Raw genomic sequence first — 13871 nt, 5'->3', positions numbered from 1 at the left:
CTTGGCCGGTGACTTCATACCGACGCCGGCCCTTCTGCCTGTCCGCAGCCGCCGTTGTGCTCTTGGCTGCCGCGGGCTGCTCCTCCACGGACGCAGCGGCGTCGATCACGGTTCCCAGCCCCCCGCCGGAGGAGGCCTCCTTGTGCCGTGCGCTGCACAAGGAGCTGCCCGATTCCGTCGCCGGACAGGACCGCAACGACCCCGAACCGGCTTCCGAACTGACCGCCGGCTGGGGCGATGCCGCGATCGTACTGCGCTGCGGCGTCCCCCGGCCGGAGAAGATGAGCGACCCCCAGTCGAAGGGCGTGGAGGTGAACGGGGTCAACTGGCTGCTGGAGCAGCGGGAAGCCGGGCCCCGGTTCACCACCACCTACCGCAAGACCTATGTCGAGGTCACGCTGGGGAAGCAGTACGCCCATGACATCGGACCGCTCACAGATCTGGCCGGGCCCGTCAAGAAGACGGTCCCGGCCAGCCTTTGACCTCTGGCGCAGGCCGGTCGGGCGGCGCTGCCTCTAAGCGGCGCTCCTTCTCAAACGTGCCCTAGCGCAGGCCGGTCGGGCGGCGCAGTGCCGCCTGGATCAGCTTGTCCACCAGCTCCGAGTAGCTGATGCCGCTCTCCTGCCACATCCGCGGGTACATCGAGATGGGCGTGAAGCCCGGCATGGTGTTGATCTCGTTGATCACGAACTCGCCGTTCTCCTGCAGGAAGAAGTCGGCGCGGACCAGTCCCTCGCAGGACGCGGCGTCGAAGGCCTCGACCGCGAGCCGCCGCACCTCGGCGGTCTGCTCCGGGGTCAGCGGCGCGGGCACGAGACCGGCCGCCGAGTCGATGTACTTGGCCTCGAAGTCGTAGAACTCATGCGCCGTGACCGGCGGGATCTCGGCCGGCACGCTGGCGCGCGGACCGTCCTCGAACTCGAGCACTCCGCACTCGATCTCGCGGCCGCGCAGCAGCGACTCCACCAGGATCTTGGGATCGTGGCGCTGCGCCTCGGCGATCGCGTCGTCAAGGCCGGAGAGGTCGTCGACCTTGGTGATGCCGATCGAGGAGCCGGCGCGCGCGGGCTTCACGAAGAGCGGCCAGCCGTGCTCACCGGCGAAGTCGATGATCTTCTTGCGGGCGGCGGACGGGTCCTGCTCCCACTCGCGGGGGCGGATGACCTCGAACGGACCGACCGGCAGCCCGAAGGAGATGAACACCCGCTTCATGTACTCCTTGTCCTGGCCGACGGCCGAGGCGAGGACGCCGGAGCCGACGTACGGGACGCCGGAGAGCTCCAGCAGGCCCTGGAGGGTGCCGTCCTCGCCGTACGGACCGTGCAGCATCGGGAAGACGACGTCGACCTCGCCGAGCACCTTGGGCACGGAGCCGGGTTCGCTGTAGACGACCTCGCGGTTGGCCGGATCGACGGAGAGCACCACACCACCGTCGGCGGACTCGGCCAGCTGCTCGACGCTGGGCGTCCTGCGGTCGGCGATGGCCATCCGGTCCGGGTCGTCGGCGGTGAGCGCCCACCGGCCGTCCGTCGTGATGCCGATCGGCAGTACGTCGTACTTCGTACGGTCGATGGCCCGCAGCACGGCACCGGCGGTGACCACGGAGATTCCGTGTTCGGAGCTGCGACCGCCGAAGACGACGGCTACGCGCGGCTTGCGGAGCTGCTGCTCAGGGCTCTGGGGGAGGTTCTCGCTGCTCATATCGCGATGAGACTACCCGCTTGGAAGGCGCGGGGGGATTCCCCCCACAGGGCACAACGGGCCACGTCAGCTGCGCTCCGGCTTGGCACTGCGTGACATCAGCTCCTTGAGCGCGACCACCGGCGGTTTGCCGTCGTGGACGATGCCGACGACCGTCTCGGTGATCGGCATGTCGACCCCGTGCCGGCGCGCCAGATCGAGCACCGACTCACAGGACTTGACGCCTTCAGCGGTCTGCTTGGTGACCGCGATGGTCTCCTGGAGCGTCATGCCGCGCCCGAGGTTGGTGCCGAAGGTGTGGTTGCGGGAGAGCGGCGACGAGCAGGTCGCGACCAGGTCGCCGAGTCCGGCGAGGCCGGAGAAGGTCATCGGGTCGGCGCCCATCACGAGGCCGAGGCGGGTGGTCTCGGCGAGGCCGCGGGTGATGAGCGAGCCCTTGGCGTTGTCGCCGAGGCCCATGCCGTCAGCGATGCCGACGGCGAGACCGATGACGTTCTTGACCGCGCCGCCGAGTTCACAGCCGACGACGTCGGTGTTGGTGTACGGGCGGAAGTACGGGGTGTGGCAGGCGGACTGGAGGCGCTGTGCGACGGCTTCGTCGCGGCAGGCGACCACGGCCGCGGCGGGCCGGCGCTGGGCGATCTCCTTGGCGAGGTTGGGTCCTGTGACCACGGCGACCCGGTCCGCGGAGACCTTGGCGACCTCCTCGATGACCTCGCTCATCCGCTTGGCGGTGCCGAGTTCGACGCCCTTCATGAGGGAGACGAGCACGGTGTCGGGCGCCAGCAGGGGCACCCAGTCGGCGAGGTTGCCGCGCAGGGTCTGCGAGGGGATGGTGAGGACCGTGAAGTCGGCGCCGGCCGCGGCCTCGGCGGGGTCGGTGGTGGCGCGTACCGACTCCGGAAGCTCAATTCCCGGCAGATAGTCGGGGTTGGTGCGGGTGGTGTTGACGGCTTCGGCGACTTCGGGGCGGCGGGCCCAGAGGGTCACCTCGCAGCCCGCGTCGGCGAGGACCATGGCGAACGCCGTGCCCCACGAGCCGGTTCCGAATACTGCTGCCCTGGCGGCTGCGCGCGTCACTTGGTGCCCTCCTCGGCGGCCTTGCGGCGCTCCTGAGCGCGGATTTCGCGCAGATCGTACGGCTTCTCGGGTGCCCGCTCGCCGCGCAGGTCCTCCAGCAGGCCGGTGATGGCGGACATGATGATCTCGGTCGCCTCCTTCAGCACCTCCGGCGTCGGCTCCTTGTCGTAAAAGGGCGTGAGGTCGACCGGCGGCCCCGCCTTCACCTGGAGCGTCTTGCGGGGGAAGAAGCGGACCTTGTTCTCCTTGGCGTACGGCGGCATCGCCAAGTTGGCGCCCCACTGGGCGACAGGCACCACCGGCGCCTTGGTCAGCAGTGCCGCACGCGCCACTCCGGTCTTCGCAGTCATCGGCCATTGGCCGGGATCGCGGGTGAGAGTGCCCTCGGGGTAGAAGGCGACGCATTCACCGCGCTCCACGGCTTCCACGGCGGCGCGGAAGGCGCCGAAGGCGTTGGAGGACTCGCGATAGACGGGAATCTGGCCGGTACCTCGCAGAAGGATCCCCACACCGGGCGCTTTGAAGAGCGCGGCCTTGGCCAGGAATCGGGGTACACGTCCGGTGTTGTACTGGAAGTGACCGTACGAGAACATGTCGAGATACGAGTTGTGATTGATGGCGGTGATAAATCCGCCGTCAGCCGGAATGTGTTCCATTCCTCGCCAGTCCCGCCTGAACAGAAGCAACAGCGGCGGTTTAGTGATGACCGCCGCCAGGCGGTACCAGAAGCCGATTGTACGGCGGGACACTCGGACACCTTCCTCTATCACCGGGCATGCTGCCTGGCTGCTGGGGGTCAAGTGTCGCCCCAGGCCCCTGGTCTGTCGAGAACACCGTACGCCCCGGCCACAGGCCCAGCCCTCCGGATCTTCGCGGGCTCAGGCGACAATGGGCACCCGATGCGCACGGACGGAGAGCCCGCCACGAACACCGACCCGACGCCCCTCTGGTCCCTGGTCGTCCCGCTGAAGCCCCTCGTACTGGCCAAGAGCAGGCTCGCGGAGGCGGCGGACGACATTCTGCGGCCGCATCTGGCACTCGCTTTCGCCCAGGACACCGTGGCGGCGGCGCTGGCCTGCCCGGCGGTGCGGGATGTGGCGGTCGTCACGGACGATCCCGCGGCGGCGGTCGAGCTGGCCGCACTGGGTGCGCGGATCGTGCCGGACGCTCCTGCGGCGGGGCTCAACGCGGCGCTGGCGCACGGGGCGGAAGCGGTGCGGGCGGTACGGCCCGCCGCGGCGGTCGCCGCACTCAACGCCGATCTGCCCGCATTGCGTCCCGCGGAATTGGCGCGGGTCCTGGCGACAGCTTCGGTATTTCCCCGGGCATTTCTGACGGATGCGGCCGGAATCGGCACGACATTCCTCTCGGCAGCGCCCGGCGTGGAATTGCGTCCTGCTTTCGGCGACCGCTCGCGGCGCCGGCACTGGGCTTCGGGGGCTGCGGAAATCCTGCTCGACGGGGTCGATTCGGTACGGCAGGACGTGGACACCGGGGACGATCTGAAGGCCGCGCTCGTGCTCGGCGTGGGGCCGCGTACCGCGGAGCGCTGGCAGTCCGGCGCCCACGTCATGGACGGCTGAGCCCACGCCGTGGACGGCCGAAGAGGCGGATAGGCTGGCGCGTATGCAGGCGACCTCGTACACATACGACTCCGAAACCCGCAGCGGGAGCGTGCTGCTCGACGACGGCACGCCGGTGGAGTTCGATGCCGCGGCCTTCGACGCGGGCGGTCTGCGACTGCTCCGGCCGGGCCAGCGGGTCCGTATCGAGACCGAGGGCGAGGGCACGTCCCTCCGCATCACGCTGGTGACGCTGCAGACCCTCTGACCACTGCGAACGCCACGGAAACGCCGCGGGCCGGGCTCCCCTGGGGGAGTCCGGCCCGGCGCGTGAGTGGCCCTGTGACCCTTTGCCGCTTACTTCTTCCTGGCAGCGGTCCTCTTGGCGGTCGTCTTGCGCGCCGTCGTCTTCTTGGCGGGCGCCTTCTTGGCGGTGGCCTTCTTGGCGGGGGCGGTCTTCTTGGCCGCCGCCTTCTTGGCCGTGGTCTTCTTCGCCGGAGCCGCCTTCTTGGCGGTGGCCTTCTTCGCCGTGGCCTTCTTCGCCGTGGTCTTCTTGGCGGTCGTCTTCTTTGCCGCCGTGGTCTTCTTCGTCGTCGCCTTCTTCGCCGCGACCTTCTTCGCCGCGACCTTCTTGGCGGCGGCCTTCTTGACCGCTGTACGAGTGGAAGCACCGCCCGAGAGGCTTCCCTTGGGAGCCTTCTTGACGGAGACCTCGCCACCCCTGGGGAGCTTCTTCGAGCCGCTCACCAGGTCCTTGAAGCCCTGTCCCGCACGGAAGCGCGGAACGGAGGTCTTCTTGACCCGTACGCGCTCACCCGTCTGCGGGTTGCGGGCGTAACGGGCCGGACGGTCGACCTTCTCGAACGAGCCGAAGCCGGTGACCGAAACCCGGTCTCCGCCGACAACTGCGCGGACGATCGCGTCAAGTACCGCGTCGACAGCCTCGGCGGCCTGCTGACGGCCTCCGACCTTGTCGGCAATCGCTTCTACGAGCTGCGCCTTGTTCACGTCTTCCCCTTCGGAGACATTGCCGGAACGAATGCGTCCAGGCTTTTTCGCACGTTAGGCAGATATATACCGCAAATCAAACACGAAACGGGCTAATCACCCTAGTGCCGCAACGAAGTCGACCGTCGCGGAACTCCGGGTGTCAGTCGCCTGCAGGGAATCGGCCCTCGTCGAGGTCCTTCATCAAGCGGTCCAGACGCCTTGCCGCATCCGGGAGATCGTGCTTCGCCGCGGCCGTGACGACCAGCAGCTTCCGGGACAGCGCCATCCTTACGCCCTCCGGGACTTGCAGTTCACGCACCCTTGTGTGCGCTTCCTTCAATCGGGCGGCGACTGCCTCGTAGAGCTCGAGTTGGCTGTCGCGTTCCATGCACCGATTGTGCCATCTGGGGCGAGTTGTCGCCCGACAGGGTCTCAACAAGCGACTGCGCCCCCCACCGGACGGTGGGGGGCGCAGTACAGGAAAACCGCTGCTCAGACGTCAATTGTGCGGGGTTTGAAGGCCGGTCGGGACGCCTCGTAAGCGGCGATGTCTGCTTCGTTCTGAAGGGTGAGGCTGATGTCATCGAGACCGTTCAGCAGCCGCCAGCGGGCGTTCTCGTCAAGCTCGAAGTCAGCCGTGATTCCCGTGGCCAGAACCTGTCGCTTCTCCAAGTCCACGGTGATTTCGGCAGTCGGGTCGGCCTCGGTCAGCTCCCAGAGCGCGTCCACGACCTTCTGCTCCAGAACCACCGTCAGCAGGCCGTTCTTGAGCGAGTTGCCGCGGAAGATATCGGCGAACCGGGAGGAGATGACGGTCTTGAAGCCGTAGTTCTGCAGGGCCCATACGGCGTGCTCACGGGAGGATCCGGTGCCGAAGTCGGGGCCGGCCACCAGCACCGTGGCACCCTTGCGCTCGGGCTGGTTGAGGATGAAGGACGAATCCTTGCGCCAGGCCTCGAACAGGCCGTCCTCGAAGCCGTCGCGGGTGACCTTCTTCAGCCAGTGGGCCGGGATGATCTGGTCGGTGTCGACGTTGCTGCGGCGCAGCGGTACGGCCCGGCCGGTGTGTGCGGTGAAAGCTTCCATGGTTATCGGGCTCCAGCGGGCGTACGGGCGTCGGCGTCGGACAGATCGGCGGGAGAGGCCAGATGGCCCAGTACCGCTGTGGCCGCGGCGACCTGGGGCGAGACCAGATGGGTGCGTCCGCCCTTGCCCTGCCTGCCCTCGAAGTTGCGGTTGGAGGTGGACGCGGAGCGCTCGCCGGGGGCCAGTTGGTCGGGGTTCATGCCCAGACACATCGAGCAGCCGGCGTGCCGCCATTCGGCGCCCGCGGCGGTGAAGACCTTGTCCAAGCCCTCCTCGACGGCCTGCAGCGCGACCCGTACGGAGCCGGGGACCACCAGCATCCGTACGCCGTCGGCGACTTTGCGGCCCTCGACGATGGCGGCCACGTTGCGCAGGTCCTCGATACGGCCGTTGGTGCAGGAGCCTACGAAGACGGTGTCGACCTTGATGTCGCGCAGCGGCTGGCCGGCACTCAACCCCATGTATTCCAGGGCCTTTTCGGCGGCGTGCCGCTCCGAAGCATCCTCGTACGAAGCCGGGTCGGGGACGTTCGCCGTCAGGGGCGCACCCTGGCCGGGGTTGGTGCCCCAGGTGACGAACGGCGCCAGTTCGGCGGCGTCGATGAACACCTCGGCGTCGAAAACGGCGTCGTCGTCGGTACGCAGGGTCTCCCAGTACGCGACAGCGGCGTCCCACTCCGCGCCCTTGGGGGCGTGGTCGCGGCCCTGCAGATAGTCGAAGGTGGTGCGGTCCGGGGCGATCATTCCGGCCCGGGCGCCCGCCTCGATCGACATATTGCAGATGGTCATCCGGGCCTCCATCGAGAGCTTCTCGATGGCGGAGCCGCGGTATTCCAGGATGTAGCCCTGGCCGCCGCCGGTACCGATCTTCGCGATGATCGCCAGGATCAGGTCCTTGGCGGTGACGCTGTCGGGCAGTTCACCCTCGACCGTAATGGCCATGGTCTTGGGACGGGCCAGCGGCAGCGTCTGGGTGGCCAGCACATGCTCCACCTGGGAGGTGCCGATGCCGAACGCCAGCGCGCCGAAAGCGCCGTGCGTGGAGGTGTGCGAGTCGCCGCAGACCACGGTGGTACCGGGCTGGGTCAGGCCCAGCTGCGGGCCCACCACGTGGACAACGCCCTGCTCGATGTCGCCCAGCGGGTGCAGACGGACACCGAAGTCGGCACAGTTCTTACGGAGCGTTTCCAACTGGGCGCGCGAGACCGGGTCCGCGATGGGCTTGTCGATGTCCAGCGTCGGGGTGTTGTGGTCCTCGGTCGCGATGGTGAGGTCGAGGCGCCGGACCTGGCGGGCGTTCTGCCGGAGCCCGTCGAAGGCCTGGGGGCTGGTCACCTCGTGCAGCAGATGCAGATCGATGAAGAGCAGGTCGGGCTCGCCCTCCGCGCGCCGGACGACATGGTCGTCCCAGACCTTCTCCGCGAGTGTCCTACCCATCGCTTTCCCTCCGGCCGACTGGTCCGCCGACACAACTAGAGATCTCGTGCAGAGCCCGTTGGTCCGCGGGCCGCAACTACAGCGTCGCAAGTTCCTGGGAAAATTGAACTTGCGTTTCACAGTGTGAGACGTGAATATCGTTGCATGGACAACTCTAGCGGCGTCGGCGTTCTCGACAAGGCAGCTCTGGTACTGAGCGCACTGGAGTCCGGTCCGGCCACCCTCGCCGGGCTGGTCGCGGCGACAGGGCTTGCACGACCCACGGCACATCGCCTTGCCGTGGCACTGGAACACCACCGGATGGTGGCGAGGGACATGCAGGGCCGGTTCATTCTCGGCCCGCGGCTGGCGGAGCTCGCCGCCGCGGCGGGCGAGGACCGGCTGCTGGCCACGGCCGGACCCGTACTCACGCATCTGCGCGATGTGACCGGCGAGAGCGCGCAGCTCTACCGCCGGCAGGGAGACATGCGGATCTGTGTGGCGGCGGCCGAGCGGCTGTCCGGACTGCGGGACACCGTGCCGGTCGGCTCCACGCTCACCATGAAGGCCGGCTCCTCGGCCCAGATCCTGATGGCCTGGGAGGAGCCGGAGCGGCTGCACCGCGGACTGCAGGGCGCCCGTTTCACGGCGACGGCGCTGTCCGGCGTACGGCGCCGGGGCTGGGCCCAGTCGATCGGCGAGCGCGAGCCGGGCGTCGCGTCGGTCTCCGCGCCCGTACGCGGCCCGTCCAACCGCGTGGTCGCCGCCGTCTCGGTCTCCGGGCCGATCGAGCGTCTGACGCGCCACCCGGGCCGCATGCACGCCCAGGCGGTCATCGACGCGGCGGGCCGCCTGAGCGAGGCGCTCCGCCGGACCAGCTGAAGCGGCACGCCCTTCGGGCGTCTCCTCAATCGCCGGAGGGGCTGAATTTTCCAGCCCCTCCGGAAAACAAGCCCCGCCGGCGATTGAGGCGCGGGCGGAGCCCCAGGTCACGGCCTCAGCCCTGGGTGAGCACCCGTGGGCCCGCGCACACCGCGCGCAACCGCAAGCCCCCTCCAGGCTCCACGCGGACGTCCAGCGACTCCGACAGCGTCCGCAGCAGCCACAGCGCGTCGTCCGCGGACGACTCCGGCCCCGGCGGCGCGAAGCCCGCGAAGCGGCCAGGCAGGGCCGCCCCCGCCCCCGTGGCCAGCACGTCCCACACCACCGCGCCCGGCTCCTCCCAGACCCGTAGCTCCGCACCGGCCGCCGCACCCCGCGCCACCAGCCACGTCAGTGCCTCGTTCGCCAGTGTCTCGGCCAGCGCCACCCGCTCCCCCGGCAGCCCGGCCGTCTCGGCCCGCAGCCGCGCGAAGCGCCGTACCGCGGCGAGTGACACGGGCAGCGCGAGCAGCGCGGCGCTCGCAGGCGGCGGCGGGAGCGGCCGCTCACCGGCCGCCGCATAAGCCTCCGGGTCCGTGTACGTCCCGCAGGGCAGCACCAGATCGCCCACCACATGGCCGGGATGGGTGGCCCAGGCGGCCTCCACGACATGGCCGGGCAGGGTCCGGGTGTCGTACGGGCAGATCAGCCGGGAGTCGGTGTGCGCGAGCAGCACATTGAGCCCGGACTCCATCCGCTTCCACTCGGCGATCTGCCGCGCGCATTTTCCGGCCCAGACCGGTTCGGCGATCATCCGCACCGGACGCCCGGACATCCGGCCGCGGTCCGCGTACCGCAGGAGCGCGGAGACCCGTTCCACCGGGCGACGGCCGAAGTAGGCGCTGTCCGCGGTGTCGAGTGCGTGTGCCCGCTCCCCGAGGGCGTCCCCCAGGAGTTGGATGTTGGCGGGCGTCGTCGCGGCCAGCACGGGCTCCCCAGCGTCCAGCCCCTCCTCGGCGAACGGCACTGCCATCGCCAGGAATTCTTCGTCGTCGTGGTACAGACAGGCATGGTGCACAAAACCGTTGGGCCGGGCGTCAGTTGACACGGTGGGCTCCCAGCCGAAGACCGGGAGTGTCGTCCCAGCCGACCAGAGCAATCACATTCCGCAGATGCGGGGCGAGGCCGGTCAGCTCCACATGGTGGCCCCCATCTCGCGTTCCGGCGAAGGCAATCAGCATGCGCAGTCCGCCGAGATCGAGGAACTCGAGCCCGGAGAGCTCGAGTTGGACATCGCCGTCGGTCGAGGCGATCGCTTCGAGCGCGGTACGCAGATGGCGGTGGGTGTGGACGTCAACCACGCCCTCGATGCTCAGGCCCGGCGGTCGGCGGATGCGCGTGATGCGTAACTCCGCGGTGCGTACGAGGGGTTCCGCGCCGGCAGCATCCATACGCGGAGTATCCCGCCGACGCGGCCGCAGGAGGAAGGCAGAGGAAGGCAACAGACGCGAGAAGGCCCTCCGCGGTTCGCGAAGGGCCTTCTCGATGCGTACCCCCGACCGGATTCGAACCGGCGCTACCGCCTTGAGAGGGCGGCGTGCTAGGCCGCTACACAACGGGGGCTAGCTACTTGCAGGTCGATCACTCGACCGCGCTGGGCTACCAGGACTCGAACCTAGAACAACGGAACCAGAAACCGTCGTGTTGCCAATTACACCATAGCCCATGGTATAGACCAGTACCCCCGACCGGATTCGAACCGGCGCTACCGCCTTGAGAGGGCGGCGTGCTAGGCCGCTACACAACGGGGGCCCTAGCGATCCCACCCGGCAAGAGCCGGGTGATGTCACCGCACGATCATCGGGTGCGACCCTGATGATCAACGGGATGGATCTGTACCCCCGACCGGATTCGAACCGGCGCTACTGCCTTGAGAGGGCAGCGTGCTAGGCCGCTACACAACGGGGGCTTGTTACAGATGAGATCTGCGCTGGGCTACCAGGACTCGAACCTAGACTAACGGAACCAGAAACCGTCGTGCTGCCAATTACACCATAGCCCACCAAAACTCAACCCCCAGGTGGGGGTTTGTTTGGTTTGCGCTTCCCGGCCGGACCTCTCGGCCCTCTCGGGCGGCGCAGGAAGAACATTACCTGAAGGTGTCCGGCGCTCCAAAACGGGTATCGCCCCGCAACAGGCCAGGAAGCTGGTCGAGGCCGGTGATACGAGTGAGCTCAGGGTGCCCACCGAGGCCGGTGCGATCGAGCCAGATGCCGGTGAGCCCCGCGGCGACGGCGCCGCGAGCGTCGATATCGGGATGATCCCCCACATACGCCACCTCCTGCGGCGTGAGGTCGATCGCGTCACAGGCGGCGTGGAAGGCGCCGGCGTCGGGCTTGGAGACCCCGAGTTCGACGGCGCACACGACGGCTTCGAACCGGTCCCGTACACCCAGGGCGCGCAGCTTGCGGTCCTGGTTGTGAATGCTGGCGTTCGACAGGACGGCGTGGCGGTACTCGTCCGCCAGCACGTCCAGGACGGGCACGGTGTCGGGGAAGAGGGACCAGGCGGCCTCGAAGTGGGCGACGTGCCGTTCGAACCAGGCGTCCGCGTCCGCGTCGCTCAGCTCCCTATGGAGAAAGGACCGGACGCGGTCGCGGCGCTGCCCCTGGAAATCGGTCTCGCCGCCGGCGAACCGGGCCCAGTGCAGCTGGGTGAGTTCGCGCCACGCATCGAGGGCCTGCCCGACGGAGTCGTATCCGTCGGGCAGGCCCTCGGCGTTCAGATGCCTTTGCATGCCGACGCGGTCGGCGCTGGCGTAGTCGAAGATCGTGTCATCGATGTCCCAGAGAACCGCGCGGATCGGCATGCCGCGAGCTCAGGCCGTGAGCTTCGCCAGTGCCGCGTCGATACGGGACAGGGTCTTCTCCCTGCCCAGGATCTCCAGGGACTCGAAGAGCGGCAGGCCCACCGTGCGGCCGGTGACCGCGACGCGGACCGGGGCCTGGGCCTTGCCGAGCTTCAGGCCGTGCTCCTCGCCGGCCGCCAGGACCGCGTTCTTCAGGGACTCCGCGCTGGACCAGTCCGCGGACTCCAGCTTCTCGCGGGCCGTACGGAGCAGGGCGTCGGAGCCCTCCTTCATCGCCTTCGTCCAGGACGCCTCGTCCTCGACCGGCGCGTCCCGGAAGAGGAAGTCGACGTTGGCCGTGATGTCCGAGAGGACGGTGACCCGGGTCTGGGCGTACGGGGCGATCGCCTCCCAGGCCTCCTCGTCGAACTGCTCCGGCGCCCAGTTGGCGTGCGGGGCCTGCAGCCAGGGGCGGCACGCCTCGGTGAAGGCCTTCACATCGAGCCGGCGGATGTGGTCGGCGTTGATCGCCTCCGCCTTCTTCAGGTCGAAGCGGGCCGGGTTGGCGTTGACGTCCGCGATGTCGAACTTCTCGACAAGCTCGGCGACCGAGAAGATGTCCTGGTCGGCGGAGTAGGACCAGCCGAGCAGCGAGAGGTAGTTGATCAGGCCCTCGGGGAGGAAGCCGCGCTCGCGGTACAGGTTCAGGGACGCCTGCGGGTCGCGCTTGGAGAGCTTCTTGTTGCCTTCGCCCATCACGTACGGCAGGTGGCCGAAGACCGGGATCTCCTTGGCGATGCCCAGCTCGATCAGCGCCTTGTAGAGCGCGACCTGCCGCGGGGTGGAGGACAGCAGGTCCTCGCCGCGCAGCACGTGGGTGATCTCCATCAGCGCATCGTCGACCGGGTTGACCAGCGTGTACAGCGGGGCGCCGTTGGCGCGGACGATGCCGTAGTCCGGGACGTTCTCCGGAGTGAAGGTGAGCTCGCCGCGGACCAGGTCCGTGAAGGTGATCGGCTCGTCGGGCATCCGGAAGCGGACGATGGAGGTGCGATCCTCGGCCTCGTACGCCGCCTTCTGCTCGGCGGTCAGGTCGCGGCACTTGCCGTCGTAACCGGAGGGCTTGCCGGCCGCGCGGGCGGCGTCGCGGCGGGCCTCCAGCTCAAGGGCGGTGCAGTAGCAGTGGTACGCGTAACCCCCGGCCAGGAGCTTCTCGGCGACGTCCTTGTAGAGGTCCATCCGCTGCGACTGGCGGTAGGGCGCGTGCGGGCCGCCGGTCTCGGGGCCCTCGTCCCAGTCCAGGCCCAGCCAGCGCATCGAGTCGAGCAGCTGGTTGTACGACTCCTCGGAGTCGCGGGCCGCGTCGGTGTCCTCGATGCGGAAGACCATGGTGCCGCCGTTGTGCCGGGCGAACGCCCAGTTGAACAGGGCGGTGCGGACCAGACCCACATGGGGGTTGCCGGTCGGCGAGGGACAGAAACGTACGCGGACGTTCGCGTTAGCCACGCTTGATCACCTTGTTGGTGAGAGTGCCGATGCCTTGAATGGTGACGGCGACCTCGTCGCCGACGTTGAGGGGGCCGACCCCGGCCGGGGTGCCCGTGAGGACGACGTCGCCGGGGAGCAGCGTCATCGCCTCGGAGATGTTGACGATCAGATCCTCGATGGAGTGGATCATCTGGCTCGTACGGCCGAGCTGGCGTTGCTCTCCGTTGACCGTGCACTGGATGGCCAGGTCGCTCGGGTCGAGGTCGGTCTCCACCCAGGGGCCGAGCGGGCAGGAGCTGTCGAAGCCCTTGGCCCTGGCCCACTGCTTCTCGCGCTTCTGGACGTCACGCGCGGTGACGTCATTGGCGCAGGTGTAGCCGAGGATCACGTCCTTGACGCGTTCGCGCGGCACTTCGCGGCACATCCGGCCGATGACCACGGCCAGTTCGGCCTCGTGGTGCAGTTCCTGGGAGAAGGAGGGGTATGCGATCGGGTCGCCGGGTCCGACCACCGAGGTGGACGGCTTGAAGAAGGCGAACGGCGCGTCGGGCACCTCGTTGCCGAGCTCCGCCGCGTGCTCCGCGTAGTTGCGGCCGAAGGCCACGACCTTGCTGGGGAGCACGGGCGGCAGCAGCCGGACCCGGTCCTGCGACTGCGGAGCCAGCGGGACCTTCGTACCGGAGAGCTCGAAGTCGGCGAACGGGATGCCCTTGATGATGTCGAGGACGAGGTCGTCGGGGCCTTCGCCCTCGACCGCGCCGAAGGCGACATTGCCGTCGATGGAGAACCTGGCGATGCGCACGGGATGCGGGTGCCCCTCTGCTGATTGCGCTGGCTGGA

The 13871-nt window shown here is 68.7% G+C and carries 16 protein-coding genes and 5 tRNA genes; 4 read left to right on the top strand and 17 right to left on the bottom strand.

The annotated features are described in order from the left end of the window. Positions 1 to 8: 8 nt before the first annotated feature. On the top strand, positions 9 to 482 hold the full coding sequence (locus tag ACFYXH_RS20035) for a DUF3515 domain-containing protein (RefSeq protein WP_389564453.1): 474 nt from the start codon (positions 9 to 11) through the stop codon (positions 480 to 482). Between the two features lie 61 nt (positions 483 to 543). On the opposite strand, the gene ACFYXH_RS20030 is transcribed toward ACFYXH_RS20035, so the two are convergent. From ACFYXH_RS20030 to ACFYXH_RS20020, 3 genes are all read right to left on the bottom strand, one after another. After that, positions 544 to 1701, bottom strand: a complete 1158-nt coding sequence (locus tag ACFYXH_RS20030; RefSeq protein WP_389564451.1) for a D-alanine--D-alanine ligase family protein — start codon at positions 1699 to 1701, stop codon at positions 544 to 546. 66 nt (positions 1702 to 1767) lie between these two features. After that, the gene (locus tag ACFYXH_RS20025; protein ID WP_389564448.1) at positions 1768 to 2781 is read right to left on the bottom strand and encodes an NAD(P)H-dependent glycerol-3-phosphate dehydrogenase; all 1014 of its coding nucleotides are present in this window, start codon (positions 2779 to 2781) and stop codon (positions 1768 to 1770) included. Then, positions 2778 to 3530 carry a lysophospholipid acyltransferase family protein gene (locus ACFYXH_RS20020; RefSeq protein ID WP_389564445.1) on the bottom strand — a complete coding sequence of 251 codons (753 nt, stop codon included), beginning with the start codon at positions 3528 to 3530 and terminating at the stop codon, positions 2778 to 2780. Before ACFYXH_RS20020 ends, ACFYXH_RS20025 begins: the two co-directional genes overlap by 4 nt. A gap of 150 nt (positions 3531 to 3680) precedes the next feature. Between ACFYXH_RS20020 and cofC the strand changes: the two genes are divergently transcribed. Together cofC and ACFYXH_RS20010 are read left to right on the top strand one after the other, a co-directional pair. Beyond that, on the top strand, positions 3681 to 4364 hold the full coding sequence (gene cofC / locus ACFYXH_RS20015; protein ID WP_389564442.1) for a 2-phospho-L-lactate guanylyltransferase: 684 nt from the start codon (positions 3681 to 3683) through the stop codon (positions 4362 to 4364). Positions 4365 to 4407: 43 nt separating this feature from the next. Continuing rightward, positions 4408 to 4611 carry a hypothetical protein gene (locus tag ACFYXH_RS20010; protein ID WP_327326309.1) on the top strand — a complete coding sequence of 68 codons (204 nt, stop codon included), beginning with the start codon at positions 4408 to 4410 and terminating at the stop codon, positions 4609 to 4611. An 89-nt stretch (positions 4612 to 4700) separates the two neighbouring features. Here the strand turns inward: ACFYXH_RS20010 and ACFYXH_RS20005 are convergent, their stop codons facing one another. The 4 genes from ACFYXH_RS20005 to leuC all read right to left on the bottom strand — a co-directional run bounded on the left by ACFYXH_RS20005 (position 4701) and on the right by leuC (position 7855). Further along, on the bottom strand, positions 4701 to 5351 hold the full coding sequence (locus ACFYXH_RS20005) for an HU family DNA-binding protein (protein ID WP_389564439.1): 651 nt from the start codon (positions 5349 to 5351) through the stop codon (positions 4701 to 4703). Positions 5352 to 5493: 142 nt separating this feature from the next. Beyond that, positions 5494 to 5721: a hypothetical protein gene (locus ACFYXH_RS20000; RefSeq protein ID WP_389564437.1), complete on the bottom strand. Its 228-nt coding sequence runs from the start codon at positions 5719 to 5721 to the stop codon at positions 5494 to 5496. Positions 5722 to 5825: 104 nt separating this feature from the next. Continuing rightward, a complete protein-coding gene (gene leuD / locus ACFYXH_RS19995; RefSeq protein WP_327326307.1) occupies positions 5826 to 6419 on the bottom strand; it encodes a 3-isopropylmalate dehydratase small subunit in 594 nt (197 codons plus the stop codon). Between the two features lie 2 nt (positions 6420 to 6421). Further along, positions 6422 to 7855, bottom strand: a complete 1434-nt coding sequence (gene leuC / locus ACFYXH_RS19990; RefSeq protein WP_385305497.1) for a 3-isopropylmalate dehydratase large subunit — start codon at positions 7853 to 7855, stop codon at positions 6422 to 6424. 144 nt (positions 7856 to 7999) lie between these two features. On the opposite strand from leuC, the gene ndgR reads away from it, so the two are divergent. After that, positions 8000 to 8716, top strand: a complete 717-nt coding sequence (gene ndgR / locus ACFYXH_RS19985; protein WP_030361934.1) for an IclR family transcriptional regulator NdgR — start codon at positions 8000 to 8002, stop codon at positions 8714 to 8716. A 115-nt stretch (positions 8717 to 8831) separates the two neighbouring features. Here the strand turns inward: ndgR and ACFYXH_RS19980 are convergent, their stop codons facing one another. The 10 genes from ACFYXH_RS19980 to ACFYXH_RS19935 all read right to left on the bottom strand — a co-directional run bounded on the left by ACFYXH_RS19980 (position 8832) and on the right by ACFYXH_RS19935 (position 13833). After that, a complete protein-coding gene (locus ACFYXH_RS19980) occupies positions 8832 to 9803 on the bottom strand; it encodes an anti-sigma factor RsbA family regulatory protein (protein WP_389564433.1) in 972 nt (323 codons plus the stop codon). Next, on the bottom strand, positions 9793 to 10146 hold the full coding sequence (locus tag ACFYXH_RS19975) for a lipid asymmetry maintenance protein MlaB (RefSeq protein WP_389564431.1): 354 nt from the start codon (positions 10144 to 10146) through the stop codon (positions 9793 to 9795). Before ACFYXH_RS19975 ends, ACFYXH_RS19980 begins: the two co-directional genes overlap by 11 nt. Positions 10147 to 10245: 99 nt before the next feature. After that, positions 10246 to 10318: transfer RNA gene (locus ACFYXH_RS19970), tRNA-Glu, on the bottom strand. Positions 10319 to 10349: 31 nt separating this feature from the next. After that, positions 10350 to 10421 (bottom strand) — tRNA-Gln (locus ACFYXH_RS19965). 13 nt (positions 10422 to 10434) lie between these two features. Continuing rightward, positions 10435 to 10507 (bottom strand) — tRNA-Glu (locus ACFYXH_RS19960). Positions 10508 to 10591: 84 nt separating this feature from the next. Then, a tRNA-Glu gene (locus tag ACFYXH_RS19955) sits at positions 10592 to 10664 on the bottom strand. A 21-nt stretch (positions 10665 to 10685) separates the two neighbouring features. Next, a tRNA-Gln gene (locus ACFYXH_RS19950) sits at positions 10686 to 10757 on the bottom strand. An 87-nt stretch (positions 10758 to 10844) separates the two neighbouring features. After that, positions 10845 to 11564, bottom strand: coding sequence for an HAD family hydrolase (locus ACFYXH_RS19945; RefSeq protein ID WP_389564428.1), 720 nt, complete (start codon positions 11562 to 11564; stop codon positions 10845 to 10847). Between the two features lie 9 nt (positions 11565 to 11573). Continuing rightward, the gene (gene gltX, locus ACFYXH_RS19940; protein WP_389564425.1) at positions 11574 to 13049 is read right to left on the bottom strand and encodes a glutamate--tRNA ligase; all 1476 of its coding nucleotides are present in this window, start codon (positions 13047 to 13049) and stop codon (positions 11574 to 11576) included. After that, complete coding sequence (locus tag ACFYXH_RS19935; protein WP_385305509.1) at positions 13042 to 13833, bottom strand: fumarylacetoacetate hydrolase family protein; 792 nt, start codon at positions 13831 to 13833, stop codon at positions 13042 to 13044. The genes gltX and ACFYXH_RS19935 overlap by 8 nt, the downstream gene beginning before the upstream one ends. Positions 13834 to 13871 lie beyond the last annotated feature (38 nt).

The sequence above is a fragment of the Streptomyces sp. NPDC002730 genome, from assembly GCF_042888805.1.
Taxonomy (GTDB): Bacteria; Actinomycetota; Actinomycetes; order Streptomycetales; family Streptomycetaceae; genus Streptomyces.
This window is presented reverse-complemented; position numbering and strand designations above follow the sequence as displayed.

Bases quoted from the DNA above. Each gene is read 5' to 3' on its own strand.
- ACFYXH_RS20000 (WP_389564437.1), bottom strand. From the start codon at position 5,721: ATGGAACGCGACAGCCAACTCGAGCTCTACGAGGCAGTCGCCGCCCGA.
- ACFYXH_RS19975 (WP_389564431.1), bottom strand. From the start codon at position 10,146: ATGGATGCTGCCGGCGCGGAACCCCTCGTACGCACCGCGGAGTTACGC.
- leuC (WP_385305497.1), bottom strand. From the start codon at position 7,855: ATGGGTAGGACACTCGCGGAGAAGGTCTGGGACGACCATGTCGTCCGG.
- cofC (WP_389564442.1), top strand. From the start codon at position 3,681: ATGCGCACGGACGGAGAGCCCGCCACGAACACCGACCCGACGCCCCTC.
- ACFYXH_RS20030 (WP_389564451.1), bottom strand. From the start codon at position 1,701: ATGAGCAGCGAGAACCTCCCCCAGAGCCCTGAGCAGCAGCTCCGCAAG.
- leuD (WP_327326307.1), bottom strand. From the start codon at position 6,419: ATGGAAGCTTTCACCGCACACACCGGCCGGGCCGTACCGCTGCGCCGC.
- ACFYXH_RS19945 (WP_389564428.1), bottom strand. From the start codon at position 11,564: ATGCCGATCCGCGCGGTTCTCTGGGACATCGATGACACGATCTTCGAC.
- ndgR (WP_030361934.1), top strand. From the start codon at position 8,000: ATGGACAACTCTAGCGGCGTCGGCGTTCTCGACAAGGCAGCTCTGGTA.
- ACFYXH_RS20010 (WP_327326309.1), top strand. From the start codon at position 4,408: ATGCAGGCGACCTCGTACACATACGACTCCGAAACCCGCAGCGGGAGC.